Origin of the sequence: Micromonospora sp. CA-269861 (assembly GCF_050948505.1) — a bacterium.
GTDB lineage: Bacteria > Actinomycetota > Actinomycetes > Mycobacteriales > Micromonosporaceae > Micromonospora.
In genome coordinates this window covers 6,569,166-6,585,280 of sequence record NZ_CP192014.1, presented here as the reverse complement: position 1 = coordinate 6,585,280, position 16,115 = coordinate 6,569,166, and the positions used below count along the sequence as shown (strand labels likewise).

Genomic DNA, 16,115 nt, shown 5'->3' with positions numbered 1-16,115 from the left:
CTTGATCACCGAACTCGGGGTCAGGCTGGGCGGCGCATCTGCAGCTCGGTGAGGGCTGGGATGGTGGGGTGGGGGACCCGTACGCCGGTGTCCTTGAAGCCCAGGCGCTGGTAGGCGCGGTAGGCGCGGTCGTTGCCGACCACCACCTCCAGCAGCAGCTCCGGTCGGCCACAGGCTCGCGACCACGCGGCCACCCCGTCGATCAGCTCGCCGAGCAGTCCGCTGCCGCGCCAGGTCGGCGTGACGTACACGGCGTAGATCACGGTCAGCCCCGGTTCGTTCGGGGCGGTGGTGCCACCGGCGTGCCCGACCAGCCGGCCGCCCGGGTCGGCGATGAACTGCGCGTTACTCGAACCGGCCGAGGTGTACGCGACTCGGGCGGCGAACTCGTTGTGCGGTCGGGCCGCCGCGTCCGCAAGAGTCTCCAGGAAGGCCAACGGCGCGTCGGCCAGCATCTCCAGGCGCAGCGCGCGCATCCGGGCGGCGTCCTCCGGCCGAACGCGGCGGATCTCCGCGAGCCGCAGGGCCGGCGAGCCCATGTCGGTGGTCATGTCCGCATGCCTACCACAGGGGATGGACGCCGTTTCGTGAGCTGTGCCCGATCGCCGTCACCTCGGGGGGTGCCCTGCGGCCCGCGCTTCAGTCGCAATGACGCGTGCGAATCCGGTGGATCCGGAACCCGGCCGATCAGGGCGGTCGGGACCCCCCGAAGTGTGTCCGATTTGTGGCCGTGCGCGGCCGTCACTCCTCGTGTAGCGTGCGATTTCGGTCACCTATTTCAATGGCGGTCATCGATCGCTGAGTCGGTGGTCCGAGGTGCCCGGCTGTGCCGTGCGCCGGGTCAGGCAACGCCGCGCAGAGTGAGGGAAGTGCACCGTGGCACAGGGCTCCGTTAAGTGGTTCAACGCCGAGAAGGGCTACGGCTTCATTGCCGTCGACGGCGGTCAGGACGTGTTCGTCCACTTCTCCGCGATCGAGATGGACGGTTACAAGGCGCTGGACGACGGTCAGCGGGTCGAGTTCGAGATCGCCCAGGGTCAGAAGGGCCCGCAGGCGGAGCACGTACGCGTCATCGGCTGAGCTTCCTGGCCGATCGGCCCCTGGGTCGGGGCTGCGGCACTGGCGCGCAGCCGGGAAGATCGTGAACCGTTCCAGCCGATGCCGAGGAGCGTTCATGACCGACCAGCCACCCCCGCCCACTCCGTCCTCCGGGTCGGGGGAGCCGGAGCCGTCCGATCCGTCCTCGCCCGCGGGCGGCCCCGGCCACGCTGGCCAGCCGCCTGGCTGGGGGCCGGGCATGCCTCCGGCTGGCCCGACCTCGGGCCACGCCGGTCCGCCGCCGGGTTGGGATCCCGCTCAGGGTGCCTGGGGTGCGGCCCCGCCGCCGCAGGGCTGGGCGTTCCCGCCGACCGGGGGCTACCCGCCCGGGTCGGGTCCCTACGGCGGGCAGCCGTGGTATCCGGGGCCGCCGGTCGGCTGGTACCCGCCGGGTTACGGGTTCGACCCGAACGACGCCCTGGTCACGCCGCCCGGCGCCGGCCTCGGTGGCTGGTTCAACAGGTGCGGGGGAGCGCTGCGCCGGGGCTGGCGGCAGTTGGTGCCGATCATGCTGCTCACCCAGGTGCTGCCGGCGGCGGTGCTCTCGGTGATCTCCCTCGGGCTGGACCCCTCGGCCAAGTGGGCCGCCCAGGCCGAGTCGAATCCGAGCCCCGCGCTGCCTGACAATTTCGCCGCCGAAGTGCTGAACCTCCTGGTCGTGCTGGTCGGCGGCAGCCTGTTGGTCGGTCTGGTGCAGGCCGTCGGCTGGGCCGCCGGCACCTGGGTGATCACCCAGCAGGCGGCCGGTCAGCCGGCCAGCCTGGAGTCGGCGCTGCGTTTCGGCCTGCGTCGGGCGCTCGGGCTGTGGGGCTGGACCCTGCTGATCAGCCTGCTGATCGGCCTCGGCCTCTGCTTCTGCGTGCTGCCGGGCATCTACCTGGCCTTCGCGCTGAGCATGGCCGGCCCGGTCTATCTCTTCGAACGCCGCAACCCGATCGGTCGATCGTTCCGGATGTTCCACGACCGGCTCGGTCTGCTGCTCGGGCGGGTGGCCCTGGTGGCCCTGGCGGTGATCGTCGGCACCCTGATCCCCGGTGGTCTGGAGGGGGTGGGCACCTCCGCGCTCGGAACGGACCCGTTCGCCTCGGCGGGCACTGCGGTCGGGGCGGTGGTGGTGATCGGGATCACCGCCGTGCTGGCCCTGCCCGCCCACCTCGCCCAGTTGATCGGTCTGCTGGTGACATACGCCGAGCAGCGCGCCCATGAGGCGCCGGTGAACACCGCTGGACTGGCCGTCGAACTCGGCTGAGCGGCGGCATCGTGCTTGCACTCGGCAGGGGAGAGTGCTAAACAAGTCATTGGCACTCGCATACCGTGAGTGCCAATGGTCGGGACGGTGGGGCCAGGTTGCACCGGCGTGGAGACGCCGGGGCGGCACATGGCCGGTCGTCGCGGGCTATCCGGCCCGGCCGAAGGACGTCGTCGTCGCCAGGTGGCGACGTCCCAAGGTGCGTACACCAGGCGGCCCATCCGGGGCACACATCTCGGGTGGCCCGTGAGTGTCCAGGAGGACAACGCCGTATGGCCAAGATGATCGCGTTCGACGAAGAGGCGCGCCGCGGCCTCGAGCGGGGCATGAACCAGCTCGCCGACGCCGTAAAGGTGACCCTCGGCCCCAAGGGCCGCAACGTCGTGCTCGAGAAGAAGTGGGGTGCCCCCACCATCACCAACGATGGTGTGAGCATCGCCAAGGAGATCGAGCTCGAGGACCCGTACGAGAAGATCGGCGCTGAGCTGGTCAAGGAGGTCGCCAAGAAGACCGACGACGTTGCCGGTGACGGCACGACGACGGCGACCGTCCTGGCCCAGGCCCTGGTTCGCGAGGGCCTGCGCAACGTGGCCGCTGGCGCCAACCCGATGGCCCTGAAGCGGGGCATCGAGGCTGCGGTCGCGAGCGTCTCGGAGGAGCTGTCCAAGCTCGCCAAGGACGTCGAGACCAAGGAGCAGATCGCCTCCACCGCCTCCATCTCCGCTGGCGACAGCACCGTCGGCGAGATCATCGCCGAGGCGATGGACAAGGTCGGCAAGGAAGGCGTCATCACCGTCGAGGAGAGCAACACCTTCGGGCTGGAGCTTGAGCTCACCGAGGGTATGCGCTTCGACAAGGGCTACATCTCGGCCTACTTCATGACCGACCCGGAGCGTATGGAGGCCGTCTTCGACGACCCGTACATCCTGATCGCCAACAGCAAGATCTCGTCGGTGAAGGACCTGCTCCCGATCCTGGAGAAGGTCATGCAGTCGGGCAAGCCGCTGCTGATCATCGCCGAGGACCTGGAGGGCGAGGCCCTCGCCACCCTGGTGGTCAACAAGGTCCGTGGCACCTTCAAGTCGGTCGCCGTCAAGGCGCCGGGCTTCGGTGACCGCCGCAAGGCCATGCTGACCGACATCGCCATCCTCGCCGGTGGCCAGGTCATCAGCGAGGAGGTCGGCCTCAAGCTCGACGCCGCCAGCCTCGACATGCTGGGCCGCGCCCGCAAGGTCGTGGTGACCAAGGACGAGACCACCATCGTCGACGGTGCCGGTGACGCCGAGCAGATCCAGGGCCGGGTCAACCAGATCCGGGCCGAGATCGACAAGAGCGACTCCGACTACGACCGGGAGAAGCTGCAGGAGCGGCTGGCCAAGCTGGCCGGCGGCGTTGCGGTCATCAAGGTCGGCGCGGCCACCGAGGTCGAGCTCAAGGAGCGCAAGCACCGCATCGAGGACGCCGTTCGCAACGCGAAGGCCGCCGTCGAGGAGGGCATCGTCCCGGGTGGTGGCGTCGCGCTGGTCCAGGCCGGCAAGACCGCCTTCGACAAGCTCGACCTGGTCGGCGACGAGGCGACCGGTGCGAACATCGTCAAGGTCGCGCTGGACGCCCCGCTGCGGCAGATCGCCGTCAACGCCGGCCTCGAGGGCGGCGTCGTGGTGGAGAAGGTCCGTAACCTCGAAGCGGGTCACGGTCTCAACGCCGCCAACGGCGAGTACGTCGACCTGCTGGCCGCGGGCATCATCGACCCGGCCAAGGTGACGCGTTCGGCACTGCAGAACGCCGCTTCCATCGCGGCGCTCTTCCTCACCACCGAGGCTGTTGTCGCGGACAAGCCGGAGAAGACCCCGGCTGCCCCGGCTGGCCCGGGTGGCGGGGACATGGACTTCTGAGTCCAGTTCCGACACCGCACGGGGCGGGCCGCTGACGCGGTCCGCCCCGTTCGTCGTCAGGTCGGTAGTGGGCGCTGGTTGCGCCGTTTCTGTGCCCGGTTGTACGGCGGAAGCAGTTTGATCGGCGCGTCCACCATCTCCTGCGGTTCCTCGGCCACCGACGACTCACCGGCGGTGGTCATCTCGGCCAGTTGCTCGGCGTCGCCGTAGTCGAGTCTGTCGAACGGCAGTTGGCCGGGGAGTTCACCTACCGGTTTCCAGGTGATCGGCGGGCCGTCCTCGGTCTGGTTGTCATCCGTGGTCATGGCTGCCTCCTCTACCGAAACGGTAGGGGGCATCGATGGCCGATGCGGGCGAATGGATCTATGTCCTGTTTGCCCCAGTTACGTCGTCGGTAGGGTTCTCCGGTACAGGAAGAAGACCCGCTCGATCCACGCACCCGCGCTGCCCGAATAGAACGGCACCGGCCCCACCCAGCCGATCTGTGCCCGGTCCAGCCCCGCCGCCCGCTGGTCGCGCAGACAACGCCGCAACAGCACCCCACCGATGCCCGACCCCTCCGCGGCAGGCGCGGTACCCATCGGCCCGAACCAACTCGGCCGGGACGACCCGTACGCGGCGAAGCCGAGCACCTCGCCGTCCCGCTCCGCCAGGTGGCACCCGGCGTCGGCGCGCCCCACCGACCCGGCCAACTCGCCGTCCCACGTCCCGCCGAAGGTGGACCGCGCGAACGCTGTCAGCGCCGGCAGGTCCGCCGGCTCCGCCCGGCGGACGGTGACGCCCTGGCCGGCCAGTCGCTGCTCCGCCGCCTCGGTGGACCGCAACGCCGGCGACCCGTCGTACGACAGGTCAGCGGTCATGTTCCAGGCGGTCCGGTCCTGCTGGTAGCCGAGCGCGAGAGCGGCACAGACCGCCGGCGTGTAGCGGACGTCGATGCCCGGCCACGCGTAGTACGGCGGATTTCCGGCCAGCAGCACCTCGGTCGCCCCGCGCTCGGCGAGCGCCTGCTCGGCCCGCTGGAGCAGCGCCCGGCCGACGCCCCGACGCCGCTGATCCCTGAGGACCGCGACCAGGTCCACGTGCCCGATCTCCGGCTCGCTCGACGACACCGAACAGATCAGCACCCCGACCAGGTCCGCACCCCGGTACGCGCCCAGCCCGACCACCTGCCGGTCGGCCGTGGCCCGGGGCCAGAGCACATCCACGATGGAGGCCGCCTCGGCGGCGTCCTCGGGCAGGTCGAGAGCCTGCTGGCAGAGCTGCACGACGCTGGGGACCAGGTCGACGGCCAGCTCGGTGACGGTGATCTCGGCGTCCATGGTCGCCGACCCTAGATCACCGGCTGCCGAGCCGCACCCCCGACCACGAGGCGCTGACTACTGCTGGGCGGCGCGAACGGCGGCGTACGCGTCGACCTGGCCGGAGCCTGTGACGTTCGACGGATCACCACAGGCGTCGGACGGGCTGTCGGAGCGGTAGGTGGGCGTCGCCGCCGTGGCAGTGTCCCGAAGGATCTGCCGGGTACGGGTCACGTCGCCGACCAGCGCCGGGTTCGCCGACCACATCAGTGCGACAACCCCGGCCACCTGCGGGGTCGCCATCGACGTGCCGTCCAGCGCGGCGTATGTGCCGCCGGGCATGGCCGACACCACTCCCACCCCCGGTGCCAGCACGTCCGGCTTACCCGAGCCGCCCGGCACCGGCCCGCGCGAGGAGAACTCGGCGACCCGCCGCTGGTCGTCCACCGCGCCGACGGTCAGCACGTCCGCGTACGGCGCTGGCGCATCGTCGATCGACGCGCACCACGGGCCGGTGTTTCCGGCCGCGACGACCATGAAGATCCCGGCGGCGTCGAGCGCGGCGGTGGCCGGTCGCAGGACCCGCTGGTCGCAACCCTCGATGGGCGGGCAGCCCCACGAGTTGGTCAGCACCTGCGGGGCGCGCTCCGGACGGCCGTCGGTGAACGGGTCGCCGCCGGCCGGGAAGGGGGCCAGCATGAACTGGAGGCAGTCCAGGTAGTGCCCGGGGCTGCCCAGGTTGCGGTCCAGGTTGACGCAGCCCACCCACTGCGCGTCCGGTGCCACCCCGATGCCGTCCCGCCCGACCGCGCTGCCCACCGTGTGGGTGCCGTGCCCGCCCTGGTCGGTCGGGCTGCGGGTGTCGTCCCACGGGTCGTACCAGGAGTCGTTCCCACCACGGAACCCGGCTCGTAGCGCCGGATGGGTGCCGTCCACGCCCGAGTCGGAGCTGCCGACCACGATGCCCGTGCCGGTGACCCGGAGTTGGGACCACACCCGGTCGGCGCCGATCTGGCGGATGTTCCACTCCGGGCCGGTGGGCTTGGGTGCGGTGCCCCGGCTCTGTCCGGCCGGGGCCGGCAACGGGCGCAGGCGCTGGCTGACCAGCACCCGGGCCACCTCCGGTCGGCGGGCGAGCCAGGCCCGCACCGCCGGGCCGCCGTCCACCTCGACCGCGTTGACCAGGTAGTACGACACCGGGTCGAGGCGCAGCCGGTTCGACACCCGGAGCAGGTCGCGCTGACTCTGCTCGGCGGTCGTCACGAGCCGCCGGTAGACCTCCGCCGCGCGGGCGTCCCGCCCGGCCCGACCCGGTGCGCCGGCCGGAAGGTCGCTCAGGTCGGCCTGCGTGCGCAGCACCACGAACAGCCGCTCGCCGTACAGGCCCGGCTGGCCGGGACCGAGGTCGACCACGCCGAACGCCACGAGCAGCACCACGGCCGCCACCGCGGCGACCCGCCTGTTCGGGGTGCCTGCCGTCGGCCGGGCGAGCAGCACCGCGTACCCGATGGCGACCAGGACCGCGACGGCGAGCCCGACGCCGGCGGCGGCCGCGACCCAGAACGGAACGTCCCGGGTACCGACCAGCAGCAGGGTGATCTCTTCCGGGTCGGTGAAGGCCAGCGGACCGAGGGCGGCCAGGCCCACGAGCCAGCCGGTCGCCGTTCGACCGGCACGCGTGGCCTCGGCCGGGTCGGTGGTGGGCCGCCAGGCCGCCGCCCAGAGCGCGGCCAGCGCGAAACCCACAGGCGGCAGCGTCAGCAGCGCGGGCAACTGCGCACCGGACTGGCCGGCCCCGGCCGCGAGCAGCAGCAGCGTTACCCCGGCGACCAGGCCGCCGACCAGCACCAGCCGAGCTGGCCGGGGCGGTCGCCCAACCGCGAACGGGGACCAGAAGGGGGCATCCAGCAGAGTCGCGGCCAGCACCCCGAGCGCGGCGGCGGCCAGCAGAGCGAGCGCGGTCTCCAGGAGGCCGCCGAGCGCGCCCAACCAGGCCCACGGCAGCAGCAGCGCCAACCCGGCGGCGACCGCGAGCAGCGGCACCGGGCCGAGCCCACGCAACCCCGCCGCTGCCCGGTCGGCTCCGCGTTCCCGTTGTCCCCGGCCGGCGTGGCGTCGCCGTGTCCGGTGGCCTCGGGCCGCGTGGCGCCGCCGTGTTCGGCGGCCTCGGGCCGCGTCGCGTCGCCGTGTTCGGCGGCCTCGGGCCGCGTCGCGTCGGCGTGTTCGGTGGGTGCCGGGCCGTCGACCGAGCCAGCCGGCCCGGGGTACGCCAACCGGCGCGCCGCCCAGCGCACGGCGAGCGCGCCGAGAACCGCCGCGCCGGCCAGCGCCGCGAGGTACGCCTCGTGGTGCACCGGTGGCACGACCCGCAGCAGTGTGAGCACGCCGAGAGCGAGTGCCCCGATCAGCCAGGCCCGCCCGGTGGCCCGGACCGCGGCCGACCGGGGCAGCACGGCCAGCAGCAGGGCGGGCGTGCCGAGCACCACGACGGTGGCCAGGGCGAGCACCGGCCAGAGCCAGCCGAGCCGGTCCCGTCCGAAGCCCAGCAGCACCTGGTCGGTGAGCCAACCACCGGTCTGGGTGCCCACGGTGACCGCGACCGTCCAGCAGCCCACCAGCACGGCCGCGACCACCGGCCACGGGGAGCTGCGGTCGCTGAGTCCGGGGTACGCAGGTTGACCTTGCATCCGAGAACCTTACGACTACGACGAAGGGTTTCCACCCGACCGTCGTGTTCCCTGACATTGAAGAACTGTGCAGATCTTGGACAGTTTCCGTCAGCGCGGAACGGAAACTGTCCAAGATCTCCGATCGCGGGTGCGGTACGGGGTCGGGCGGCGAATGTCGGGACGGCGGCACGACGGTTACCGTGGACCCGTGCGCGACCCCAATATCTCCCGATCCGTCGCCGGTCAGCTCTCACCGGTCCGCCGTGCGTCCGACCTGCGTCGACTGCGTGCCGAGCGCTTCGACGTGTTGGTCATCGGCGGTGGGGTGACAGGTGCCGGTGCCGCCCTCGACGCGGCGTCCCGAGGTTTGAAGGTGGCGCTTGTCGAGGCGCGTGACCTCGCAGCGGGCACCTCCAGTCGGTCCAGCAAACTCATCCACGGTGGCCTGCGCTACCTGGAGCAGTTGGAGTTCCACCTGGTCCACGAGGCGCTCACCGAGCGTGGCCTGCTGGCCACCCGGCTCGCGCCGCACCTGGTACGCCCGGTGCCGATCATGGTGCCGCTGCCGGCCGGGCGGGGCCTGCGGGACCTGCCGGCCCGGGTCTTCCGCCGCTCGTACTACGGCGCCGGGGTGGCCGCCTACGACGTCTTCGCCGGGGTCTTCGGTGGTGGTCGGGGCATGCCCCTGCACCGTCACCTGACCCGGGAGGGCGCCCGGCGGATCTTCCCGAGTCTGCGGGCCGACGCGCTGGCCGGTGCGATCCGCTACTACGACGGGCAGGTCGACGACGCACGGCTGGTGGTCACCCTCGCTCGCACCGCGGCCAGCCTCGGTGCCACGGTGGTGAGCAGTGCCCGTGCCGTGGGGCTGATCCGGCAGGCGCGCGAGGTGACCGGCGTCCGCGTCCGGGACCTGGAGGCCCCGCCCGGTTCCCCGGACGCGGAGTTCGAGGTGCATGCCCGCACCGTCATCGCCGCCACCGGCGTGTGGAGCGACGACATGTCCCGGATGCTCAACGACGTGGGCCTGCGGCCCGGCGTCCGGGTGCGCGCCTCGAAGGGGGTGCACCTCGTGGTGCCCCGCTCGGCGATCACCGGCGAGACGGGGCTCATCCTGCGTACGGCGAGTTCGGTGCTCTTCGTCATCCCGTGGGGCGGGCACTGGATCATCGGCACCACGGACACCGACTGGCGGCTGGACCGCTCCCACCCGGCCGCCTCGGCCCGCGACATCGACTACCTCCTGCAGCAGGTCAACACAGTGCTGGACCGGCCGCTGACCACCGCCGACATCGAGGGGGTGTACGCCGGGCTGCGGCCGCTGCTGGCCGGCGAGGCCGACTCGACCTCGAAGCTCTCCCGTGAGCACGCGGTCTTCGAGCCGATGCTCGGGCTGCTGCTGGTCGCCGGGGGCAAGTACACGACGTACCGGGTGATGGCGTCCGACGTGGTCGACCGCGCCGCGCGTCGGCTCGGCGGCGCCCGCTCGTCGCGCACCGCCGACCTGCCGCTGCTCGGCGCCGACGGGTACCCGGCGATGTGGCGGGACCGGGCCGACCTGGCTCGTCGGCACGGCGTGCCGGTGGGCGTGGTGGAGCACCTGCTGGAGCGGTACGGCACTCTCACCCTGGATCTGCTGGCGCTCGTCGACGCCGACCCACTGCTGGCGTCCCCGCTGGCTGGTGCCCCGGAGTACCTGGCGGCGGAGGTCGCCTACGCGGCGCGGGCCGAGGGCGCGCTGCACCTGGAGGACGTGCTGACCCGCCGGACCCGGATCTCGTTCGAGACGAGCCACCGGGGGCTGGAGTCGGCGGAGCACACCGCCGAGCTGATGGGCGCGGTGCTCGGTTGGGACGCGGCCACCCGGGCGCGCGAGGTCGAGCACTACCGCGCCCGGGTGGAGGCGGAGCGGCAGTCCCAGTTGATGCCTGACGACGCGGCGGCGGACGCGGCCCGGCTCGGCGCCCCGGACGTCCGGGGTTACGCGGCCGACCGGGGCGGCGACGATCAGGCGGAGCTGCGCCCGTCCGCTCGATGACGAATTGCGACGTTACCGATGGGTAACCATCGATACCGGCCCGGATGGTGGTTTCGAACGCTACCTACGGTGGGGTAGGTTTCCGCCCGTGCTACCCCGCGCGCGCCCTCGTCTGCTCGTACCCCTGCTCGCCGTCGTGCTCGTCGGCGCCCTGACCGGGTGCTCGCTCTTCGACCGGGCCGAGCCGAGCACTCCGCAGGCGCAACCGACAGCAGGCGTGGCCGGTGGCGGATCACAACTGGAGATTCCCACCACTGTCGCCGCCGGTCAGGTCAGCCTGCTCCAACGGCTCGGCGAAGACGGGCCGATGCGCACCCTGAGCGTCGAGCGGGACGGCGCGTGGCAGTGCAACGACTGCGCCGGCGACGGCGTGACCTCCCGCGGCACCCTGGCGCCGGAGCTGACCGAACGGCTCCAGGTGCTGCTCACCAACCCGGGGCTGGCCGCCGAGACCGATCAGGCCCGGCGGTACCGGACCACCTGCATCGACGCGCTGACGTCCAGCCTCATCACCTCGACCGGGCTGATCACCTCGCAGGACTGCCCGGGTGAGGAGCTGACGCCGGTCGCCGGCGAGATCCTGCTGCTGCTCACCCAGGCGACCCCGGCCGAGGTCAAGGGCTGACCGCGACCGGTCAGAGCACCTTGCCCGGGTTGAGCAGGCCGGCCGGGTCGAGGGCCGACTTGATCGCCTGATGCACCCGGACGCCGACCGGCCCGATCTCCCGGGCCAGCCAGTCCCGCTTGAGCAGCCCCACCCCGTGCTCGCCGGTGCACGTGCCGCCCAGGTCCAGGCCGAGCCGCATGATCTTGTCGAACGCCCGCCGGCCCCGCTGCACGCTCGCCGGGTCGGCCCGGTCGACCACGATGTTCGGGTGCATGTTGCCGTCCCCGGCGTGCCCCACCACGCCGATCGGCACCTCGCACTCGGCCGCGATCCGGGCCACCCCGTCCAGCAGCGCGGCCAGCGCGCCGCGCGGCACCGCCACATCGTCGATCACCAGACCACCGTTGCCGCCGGGGTCGGCGTCCGCCGCTAACTTCTCCATCGCGGGGTGGGCCAGCCGGCGAGCCTGTAGCAGCGCCGCCGCCTCCACGGCGTCGGTCGCCGCGTAGACCTCGTCGGCGCCGACGGCCTCGCACACCTCGGCCAGCACGGCCAGGTCGTCCGCCGCCCGGGAGCCGGTGTCGGCGGCGGCCAGCAACAGGGCCTGCGCGTCGGTCCGCAACCCCATCGGCTGGTACGCCTCGATCGCCCGCAGGTGGGTCTGGTCCAGCAACTCCAACAGGCTCGGGGTGAGCCCGCGAGCGGCGATCTCGGCCACCGCCGCGCCGGCCGTGGCGGTGGATCCGAAGACCGCCACCAGGGTCAGCGAGTCGGCCGGGGCGGGCCGCAGCGCCACGGTCACCTCGGTGATCACGCCGAGGGTGCCCTCCGAACCGACGAACAGCCGGGTCAGGTCGTAGCCGGCCACCCCCTTGGCGGTACGCCGCCCGGTGCGCAGCACCTCACCGGAGGCGAGCACCACCTCCAGGCCGAGCACGTACTCGGTGGTCACGCCGTACTTCACACAGCACATGCCGCCGGCGTTGGTGGCCACGTTGCCGCCGATCGTCGACGACTCCCAGGAGCCCGGGTCCGGCGGGTACCAGAGGCCCTGTTTGGCCACCGCCCCGGCCAGCGCCGCGTTGACCACCCCCGGTTGGACCACAGCGATCCGGCTCACCGGGTCGATCTCCCGGATCTCGTTCATCGCGACGGTGCTGAGCACCACCGCGCCGTCCACAGCGTTCGCCGCGCCGGCCAGCCCGGTCCGCGCGCCCTGCGGCACCACAGGTACGCCGTGCCGCGCCGCCGCCCGGACCACGGCGACCACCTGCTCGGTGTCGCGCGGGCGGGTGACCACCAGCGGGATGCCGGCGGCGCAGAGGTCGGCCTCGTCCCGCTGGTGCATGCGCAGCAGGTCCGGGTCGGTGAGCACGGCGTCGGCACCGAGCGCGGCGCGCAGGTCGTCGAGGAGCGCGGTGGGGGCCATGCAGCCGAGGCTAGGTCGCCGACCGGCGATCATCAACATGATCGACTGCACGGGCTAGCTTGGGCACCATGCTCTACCTGGACCGGCCGGCCTGGCCGTGGCGCGGTCGGCTCTGGTCACACCTGATCAGTGACGTCTCGTACGCCGAGCTGCACGCCTTCGCCGAGGCACTCGGCGCGCCCCGGCGCGGCTTCGACAGGGACCACTACGACATTCCGGCTGACCGGTTCGCGGCGGCGGTGTGGCTCGGCGCCCAGGTGGTGCCGAGCCGGGAGCTGGTCCGATTGCTCCGCGCCGCCGGTCTGCGTCGCCCGAAGCACCTGGTCAGCCCGCCTCCTCCGGCTCCCCGGTGAGCGCGGCCAGTTCGCGGCGCACGTTGTCCCGGGCGGGTTCCTCCCACCGGCTCGCCAACGGTGGCGACCGGAACAGCGCGGGCAGCGCGAGCAGGCCGGTCAACACGGCGGCCCGCCCAGCCCGGAAGGCCGGCTCCGGCACGTGGGCGTACTCCCGGCGGATCGCCGCCGCGTAACGCTCGTAGCCAGCCGGTGGCGCGGCCAGCACGGCCAGGTCCGCGTCGCAGAGCAGCGCGCCGTCCCGGTCACCCGGTGCCACCGCGTGCCCGGCGGTGAGCAGCACCAGCCGGCGCACCTCGGCCACCGTGGGCGGCGGCACGCCGAGCCCGGTCAGCACGCTATCGGCCAGTGCGGCGCTGTCCCGTTCGTTGGCGTCGCCAGCGGCCCGGGGGTCGTAGACCGCGTCGTGGAACCAGGCCGCCAGCCGGACCACGTCGGCCCGACCGGCCAGGTCGGGGTGCTGGTCCACCACGTCGAGCACCGCCGTCAGGTGGGCCAGCGTGTGATAGTGCCGGTGCGGCTCGCGCCACCTGACGACCAGCTTCTCCCCGGCCCGTGTCGTATCCGGGTCGGGCCTCGCGCCGGCATCCCGGGCCGCCGCCCGCCACCGGTCCAGCAGATCGACCACCGCCCGAGTCTGCCGCATCCGCCCGCGACGCGCGGGAGGGCAGGATTCAGCGGGCGAACCACGGGTAGTCGCGCCCATGGCCGTGGCCCGGGGCAAGCGACAGCCGATGGTGCGACGTACCGCGCTGCGCGAAGGGCTGGTGGACATCGACGGCGCGCGGATCGCCGAGGCCACCGAACAGCTGCGCCATCGCGGGCGAGCCACCCTGCACGACCGGCTGCACCGGGTACGGATGGCCGGCGGGCTCGCCGTGCAGGCCGGGCTGGCTGCCGGGCTCGCGTACCTGATCTCGCACAAGGTGCTCGGCAACCCGCAACCGGTCTTCGCGCCGATCTCCGCGGTCGGCACCCTTGCCGCGTCGGTCGGCCAGCGGTTCCGCCGGACCGTGGAGTTGATCGTCGGGGTGGGGGTCGGCGTGTTCGTCGGCGACCTGCTGATCTACCTGCTCGGCACCGGGGCGTGGCAGCTCGGCCTGGTGGTCACGGTGGCCATCCTGCTCACCATCTTCGCGGGCGCGAGCGTGGCCATCGTCATCCAGGCGGCGGCCACGGCGGTGCTGATCGTGACGCTGAGCCCGTCGACCCAGAACCTGGAGATCCCCCGCTTCGTCGACGCCTTCCTCGGCGGTGGGATCGCGTTGCTGGTCACGGCGGTGCTGCTGCCGCTGAACCCGCTCCGGGTGATCAACCGCGCGGCCCGGCCCGCCCTGGACCTGCTCGCCGCCCAACTCGACGTCACCGCGGACGGGTTGCGCGGCCGGGACCGGGCCAGCATCCAGCGGGCACTGGATCGGCTGCGCGACAACAAGGAGGAACTGGCCACGCTGGCCGAGGCCATCGAGGGCGCGAAGGAGACAGCCACGCTCTCCCCGGCCCGCTGGCACCGCCGCAGCGAGCTGACCCACTACGCGGAGGCGGCCGACCCGATCGACCGGGCGATGCGCAACAGCGGCACGCTGATCCGCCGGGCCGTCACGCTCGTCGAGGACGAGGAACCGGTACCCGATCCGATGCCGGACGCGATCGGCCACCTCGCCGAGTCGGTCCGGCTGCTCAAGCACGAGTTCGCCGCCGGCGAGGAGCCGGAGAAGGCCCGGGAGCGGTCGCTGCGGGCGGTCAGCGAGGCCGGCCGGGCGTACGGCGCCGGGGTCGGCTTCTCCGGCAGCGTGGTGATCGCCCAGATCCGGACGACAGCGAGCGACCTGCTGGTCGCCTCCGGGATCGAGCAGGAGGAGGCGAACAGGTGGATCCGGACCGCCTTCGGGGAGCAGGAGCGCCCGGTCGGTGAGCCCGCCGAGCCCGGCGACACACCGAAGCCACCCACCGCCCCGCCGGTCGGCTGAGCGGGCCATCGCGAGCCGGGCCATCGCGAGCCGGGCCATCGCGAGCCGGGCCACCGCCGGCCGGGGCCTCAGCCCAGCTCGGCCAGCGCCGCGAGCAGCCGGTCCACCTCGGCGGCCGTGCTGCCCAGCCCGATGCTGGCGCGCAGCGCGGTGGGCGGCAGGTCCCGTCGGCCGGTACGCCCCGCCGCCTCGCTGAGCAGACGCCGGGCCAGCGGGTGGGCACAGAACAACCCGTCCCGTACGCCGATGTGGTGCTCGGCGGCCAGCCGCGTCGCCACCTCGGTGGAGTCCCAGCCGGCGACCACGAACGAGACGATGCCGACGCGGGGCGCGTCCGGGCCGAAGGTGCGCAGCTCGACGACGTGCGGCAGGGCGGCGATGCCGTTCCGCAGCCGGGCCAGTAGGGCCTGCTCGTGGGCGGTCAGCGCGGCCCGGTCCGTGTCGTCGAGCGCCGCGCACACCGCCGCGAGCGCGACCGCGCCGAGCAGGTTCGGGGTGCCGCCCTCGTGTCGGGCCGGGCCGGTCGCCCAGGTCACGTCATGGGTGGCAGGCCCGACGTGGCTGGTGGCGCCACCGCCGGCCAGGTACGGCGGGGCAGCGTCCAGCCAGTCCCCCCGGCCGATCAGCACACCCGCGCCGAACGGCGCGTACAGCTTGTGGCCGGACACGGCCAGGTAGTCGACGTCGAGCGCCTGCCTGTCGACCGGGGCGTGCGGGGCGAGTTGCGCGGCGTCGAGCACGATCCGGGCACCGTGCCGGTGGGCCACCCGCGCCAGTTCGGCGACCGGCCACCGCTCACCTGTCACGTTGCTCGCCCCTGTCACCGCCACCAGCACCGGCAGCGCCGGGCTGCTGCCCCGACGCAGCTCGGTGAGGGCGGCGGCGAGATCGCGTACCGCCCCGTCGGGGTCGCTGGGCACCGGCAGCCGCACCGACCCGCGTGGCCAGGGCAGCAGGTTGGCGTGGTGCTCGCCGGCGAAGGTGACCACCGTCGTACCGGCCGGCACGGCCCGCGCCAGCAGGTTGAGCGCGTCAGTCGTGTTGCGGGTGAAGATCACGTGATCGTCGGCGCGAGCGCCGAAGAAGTCACCGATCGTCTGCCGGGCCTGCTCGTACGCGAGAGTGCAGCGCCGCGAGAGCGCTCCTGCTCCGCGATGCACGCTCGCGTACCAGGGCAGCAGCTCGGCCACGGCGTCGGCGGCGGCCCGCGCGCACGGCGCACTGGCCGCGTAGTCCAGGTTGATCTCGCCGGGCACGCCGAGGACGTCGAGCGGCGCGGACGACGCCGACGGCGCGGTGGGCAGGCTGGGCAGCGAGGGGACGAGAGTGACGGACACGCCGGAACCTCCGGGGTCAGGGACCCCGGGTGCGACATCGGGACGGGGTCCGCGCTTGCCCAGCACACCGATCGGGCTGGGCCCGGTCATCACCCGGGGCACCCCACCGCGAACTCGACGAGGGTTGCCGGCCAGCAAGCCGGGGCTTGACGCTGGCGCTCGTGACCTGCCG

General features: G+C 73.0%; 14 protein-coding genes and 1 riboswitch. Of the genes, 7 read left to right on the top strand and 7 right to left on the bottom strand.

From position 1 onward, the window contains the following. Positions 1-20: 20 nt before the first annotated feature. Positions 21-551, bottom strand: a complete 531-nt coding sequence (locus ACQP0U_RS30300; protein ID WP_433313697.1) for an N-acetyltransferase family protein — start codon at positions 549-551, stop codon at positions 21-23. Positions 552-876: 325 nt separating this feature from the next. Between ACQP0U_RS30300 and ACQP0U_RS30295 the strand changes: the two genes are divergently transcribed. From ACQP0U_RS30295 to groL, 3 genes are all read left to right on the top strand, one after another. Continuing rightward, positions 877-1,080, top strand: a complete 204-nt coding sequence (locus ACQP0U_RS30295; protein WP_124815530.1) for a cold-shock protein — start codon at positions 877-879, stop codon at positions 1,078-1,080. A gap of 94 nt (positions 1,081-1,174) precedes the next feature. Continuing rightward, on the top strand, positions 1,175-2,347 hold the full coding sequence (locus tag ACQP0U_RS30290; RefSeq protein WP_433313694.1) for a hypothetical protein: 1,173 nt from the start codon (positions 1,175-1,177) through the stop codon (positions 2,345-2,347). A gap of 272 nt (positions 2,348-2,619) precedes the next feature. Beyond that, a complete protein-coding gene (groL, locus tag ACQP0U_RS30285) occupies positions 2,620-4,242 on the top strand; it encodes a chaperonin GroEL (RefSeq protein WP_030490078.1) in 1,623 nt (540 codons plus the stop codon). 56 nt (positions 4,243-4,298) lie between these two features. Here groL and ACQP0U_RS30280 read toward each other — a convergent pair whose 3' ends face one another. From ACQP0U_RS30280 to ACQP0U_RS30270, 3 genes are all read right to left on the bottom strand, one after another. Then, positions 4,299-4,547, bottom strand: coding sequence for a hypothetical protein (locus tag ACQP0U_RS30280; protein WP_433313691.1), 249 nt, complete (start codon positions 4,545-4,547; stop codon positions 4,299-4,301). Positions 4,548-4,625: 78 nt separating this feature from the next. After that, complete coding sequence (locus ACQP0U_RS30275) at positions 4,626-5,561, bottom strand: GNAT family N-acetyltransferase (RefSeq protein WP_433313688.1); 936 nt, start codon at positions 5,559-5,561, stop codon at positions 4,626-4,628. A 57-nt stretch (positions 5,562-5,618) separates the two neighbouring features. Beyond that, positions 5,619-7,583 (bottom strand): S8 family serine peptidase, encoded by a 1,965-nt coding sequence (locus tag ACQP0U_RS30270; RefSeq protein ID WP_433313686.1) that lies wholly within the window; start codon positions 7,581-7,583, stop codon positions 5,619-5,621. Between the two features lie 849 nt (positions 7,584-8,432). Here ACQP0U_RS30270 and ACQP0U_RS30265 point away from each other — a divergent pair. Together ACQP0U_RS30265 and ACQP0U_RS30260 are read left to right on the top strand one after the other, a co-directional pair. Beyond that, on the top strand, positions 8,433-10,247 hold the full coding sequence (locus tag ACQP0U_RS30265; RefSeq protein WP_433321274.1) for a glycerol-3-phosphate dehydrogenase/oxidase: 1,815 nt from the start codon (positions 8,433-8,435) through the stop codon (positions 10,245-10,247). Between the two features lie 88 nt (positions 10,248-10,335). Then, entirely contained in the window at positions 10,336-10,872 is a 537-nt protein-coding gene (locus tag ACQP0U_RS30260; RefSeq protein ID WP_433313684.1) for a hypothetical protein, read from the top strand. Positions 10,873-10,882: 10 nt separating this feature from the next. Here the strand turns inward: ACQP0U_RS30260 and ACQP0U_RS30255 are convergent, their stop codons facing one another. Then, positions 10,883-12,283, bottom strand: coding sequence for an FAD-binding oxidoreductase (locus ACQP0U_RS30255; RefSeq protein WP_433313681.1), 1,401 nt, complete (start codon positions 12,281-12,283; stop codon positions 10,883-10,885). A gap of 68 nt (positions 12,284-12,351) precedes the next feature. On the opposite strand from ACQP0U_RS30255, the gene ACQP0U_RS30250 reads away from it, so the two are divergent. Continuing rightward, complete coding sequence (locus tag ACQP0U_RS30250; RefSeq protein ID WP_433313678.1) at positions 12,352-12,636, top strand: DUF4031 domain-containing protein; 285 nt, start codon at positions 12,352-12,354, stop codon at positions 12,634-12,636. On the opposite strand, the gene ACQP0U_RS30245 is transcribed toward ACQP0U_RS30250, so the two are convergent. Next, on the bottom strand, positions 12,608-13,264 hold the full coding sequence (locus ACQP0U_RS30245) for an HD domain-containing protein (RefSeq protein WP_433313676.1): 657 nt from the start codon (positions 13,262-13,264) through the stop codon (positions 12,608-12,610). The two genes, ACQP0U_RS30250 and ACQP0U_RS30245, sit on opposite strands and share 29 nt — an antisense overlap. Before the next feature lie 106 nt (positions 13,265-13,370). Here ACQP0U_RS30245 and ACQP0U_RS30240 point away from each other — a divergent pair, with 106 nt between their 5' ends. Then, a complete protein-coding gene (locus tag ACQP0U_RS30240; protein ID WP_433313673.1) occupies positions 13,371-14,606 on the top strand; it encodes an FUSC family protein in 1,236 nt (411 codons plus the stop codon). A gap of 68 nt (positions 14,607-14,674) precedes the next feature. Here the strand turns inward: ACQP0U_RS30240 and ACQP0U_RS30235 are convergent, their stop codons facing one another. After that, positions 14,675-15,943: an aminotransferase class V-fold PLP-dependent enzyme gene (locus ACQP0U_RS30235; protein ID WP_433313671.1), complete on the bottom strand. Its 1,269-nt coding sequence runs from the start codon at positions 15,941-15,943 to the stop codon at positions 14,675-14,677. A 46-nt stretch (positions 15,944-15,989) separates the two neighbouring features. Continuing rightward, a riboswitch (SAM riboswitch) is annotated at positions 15,990-16,110 on the bottom strand. Positions 16,111-16,115 lie beyond the last annotated feature (5 nt).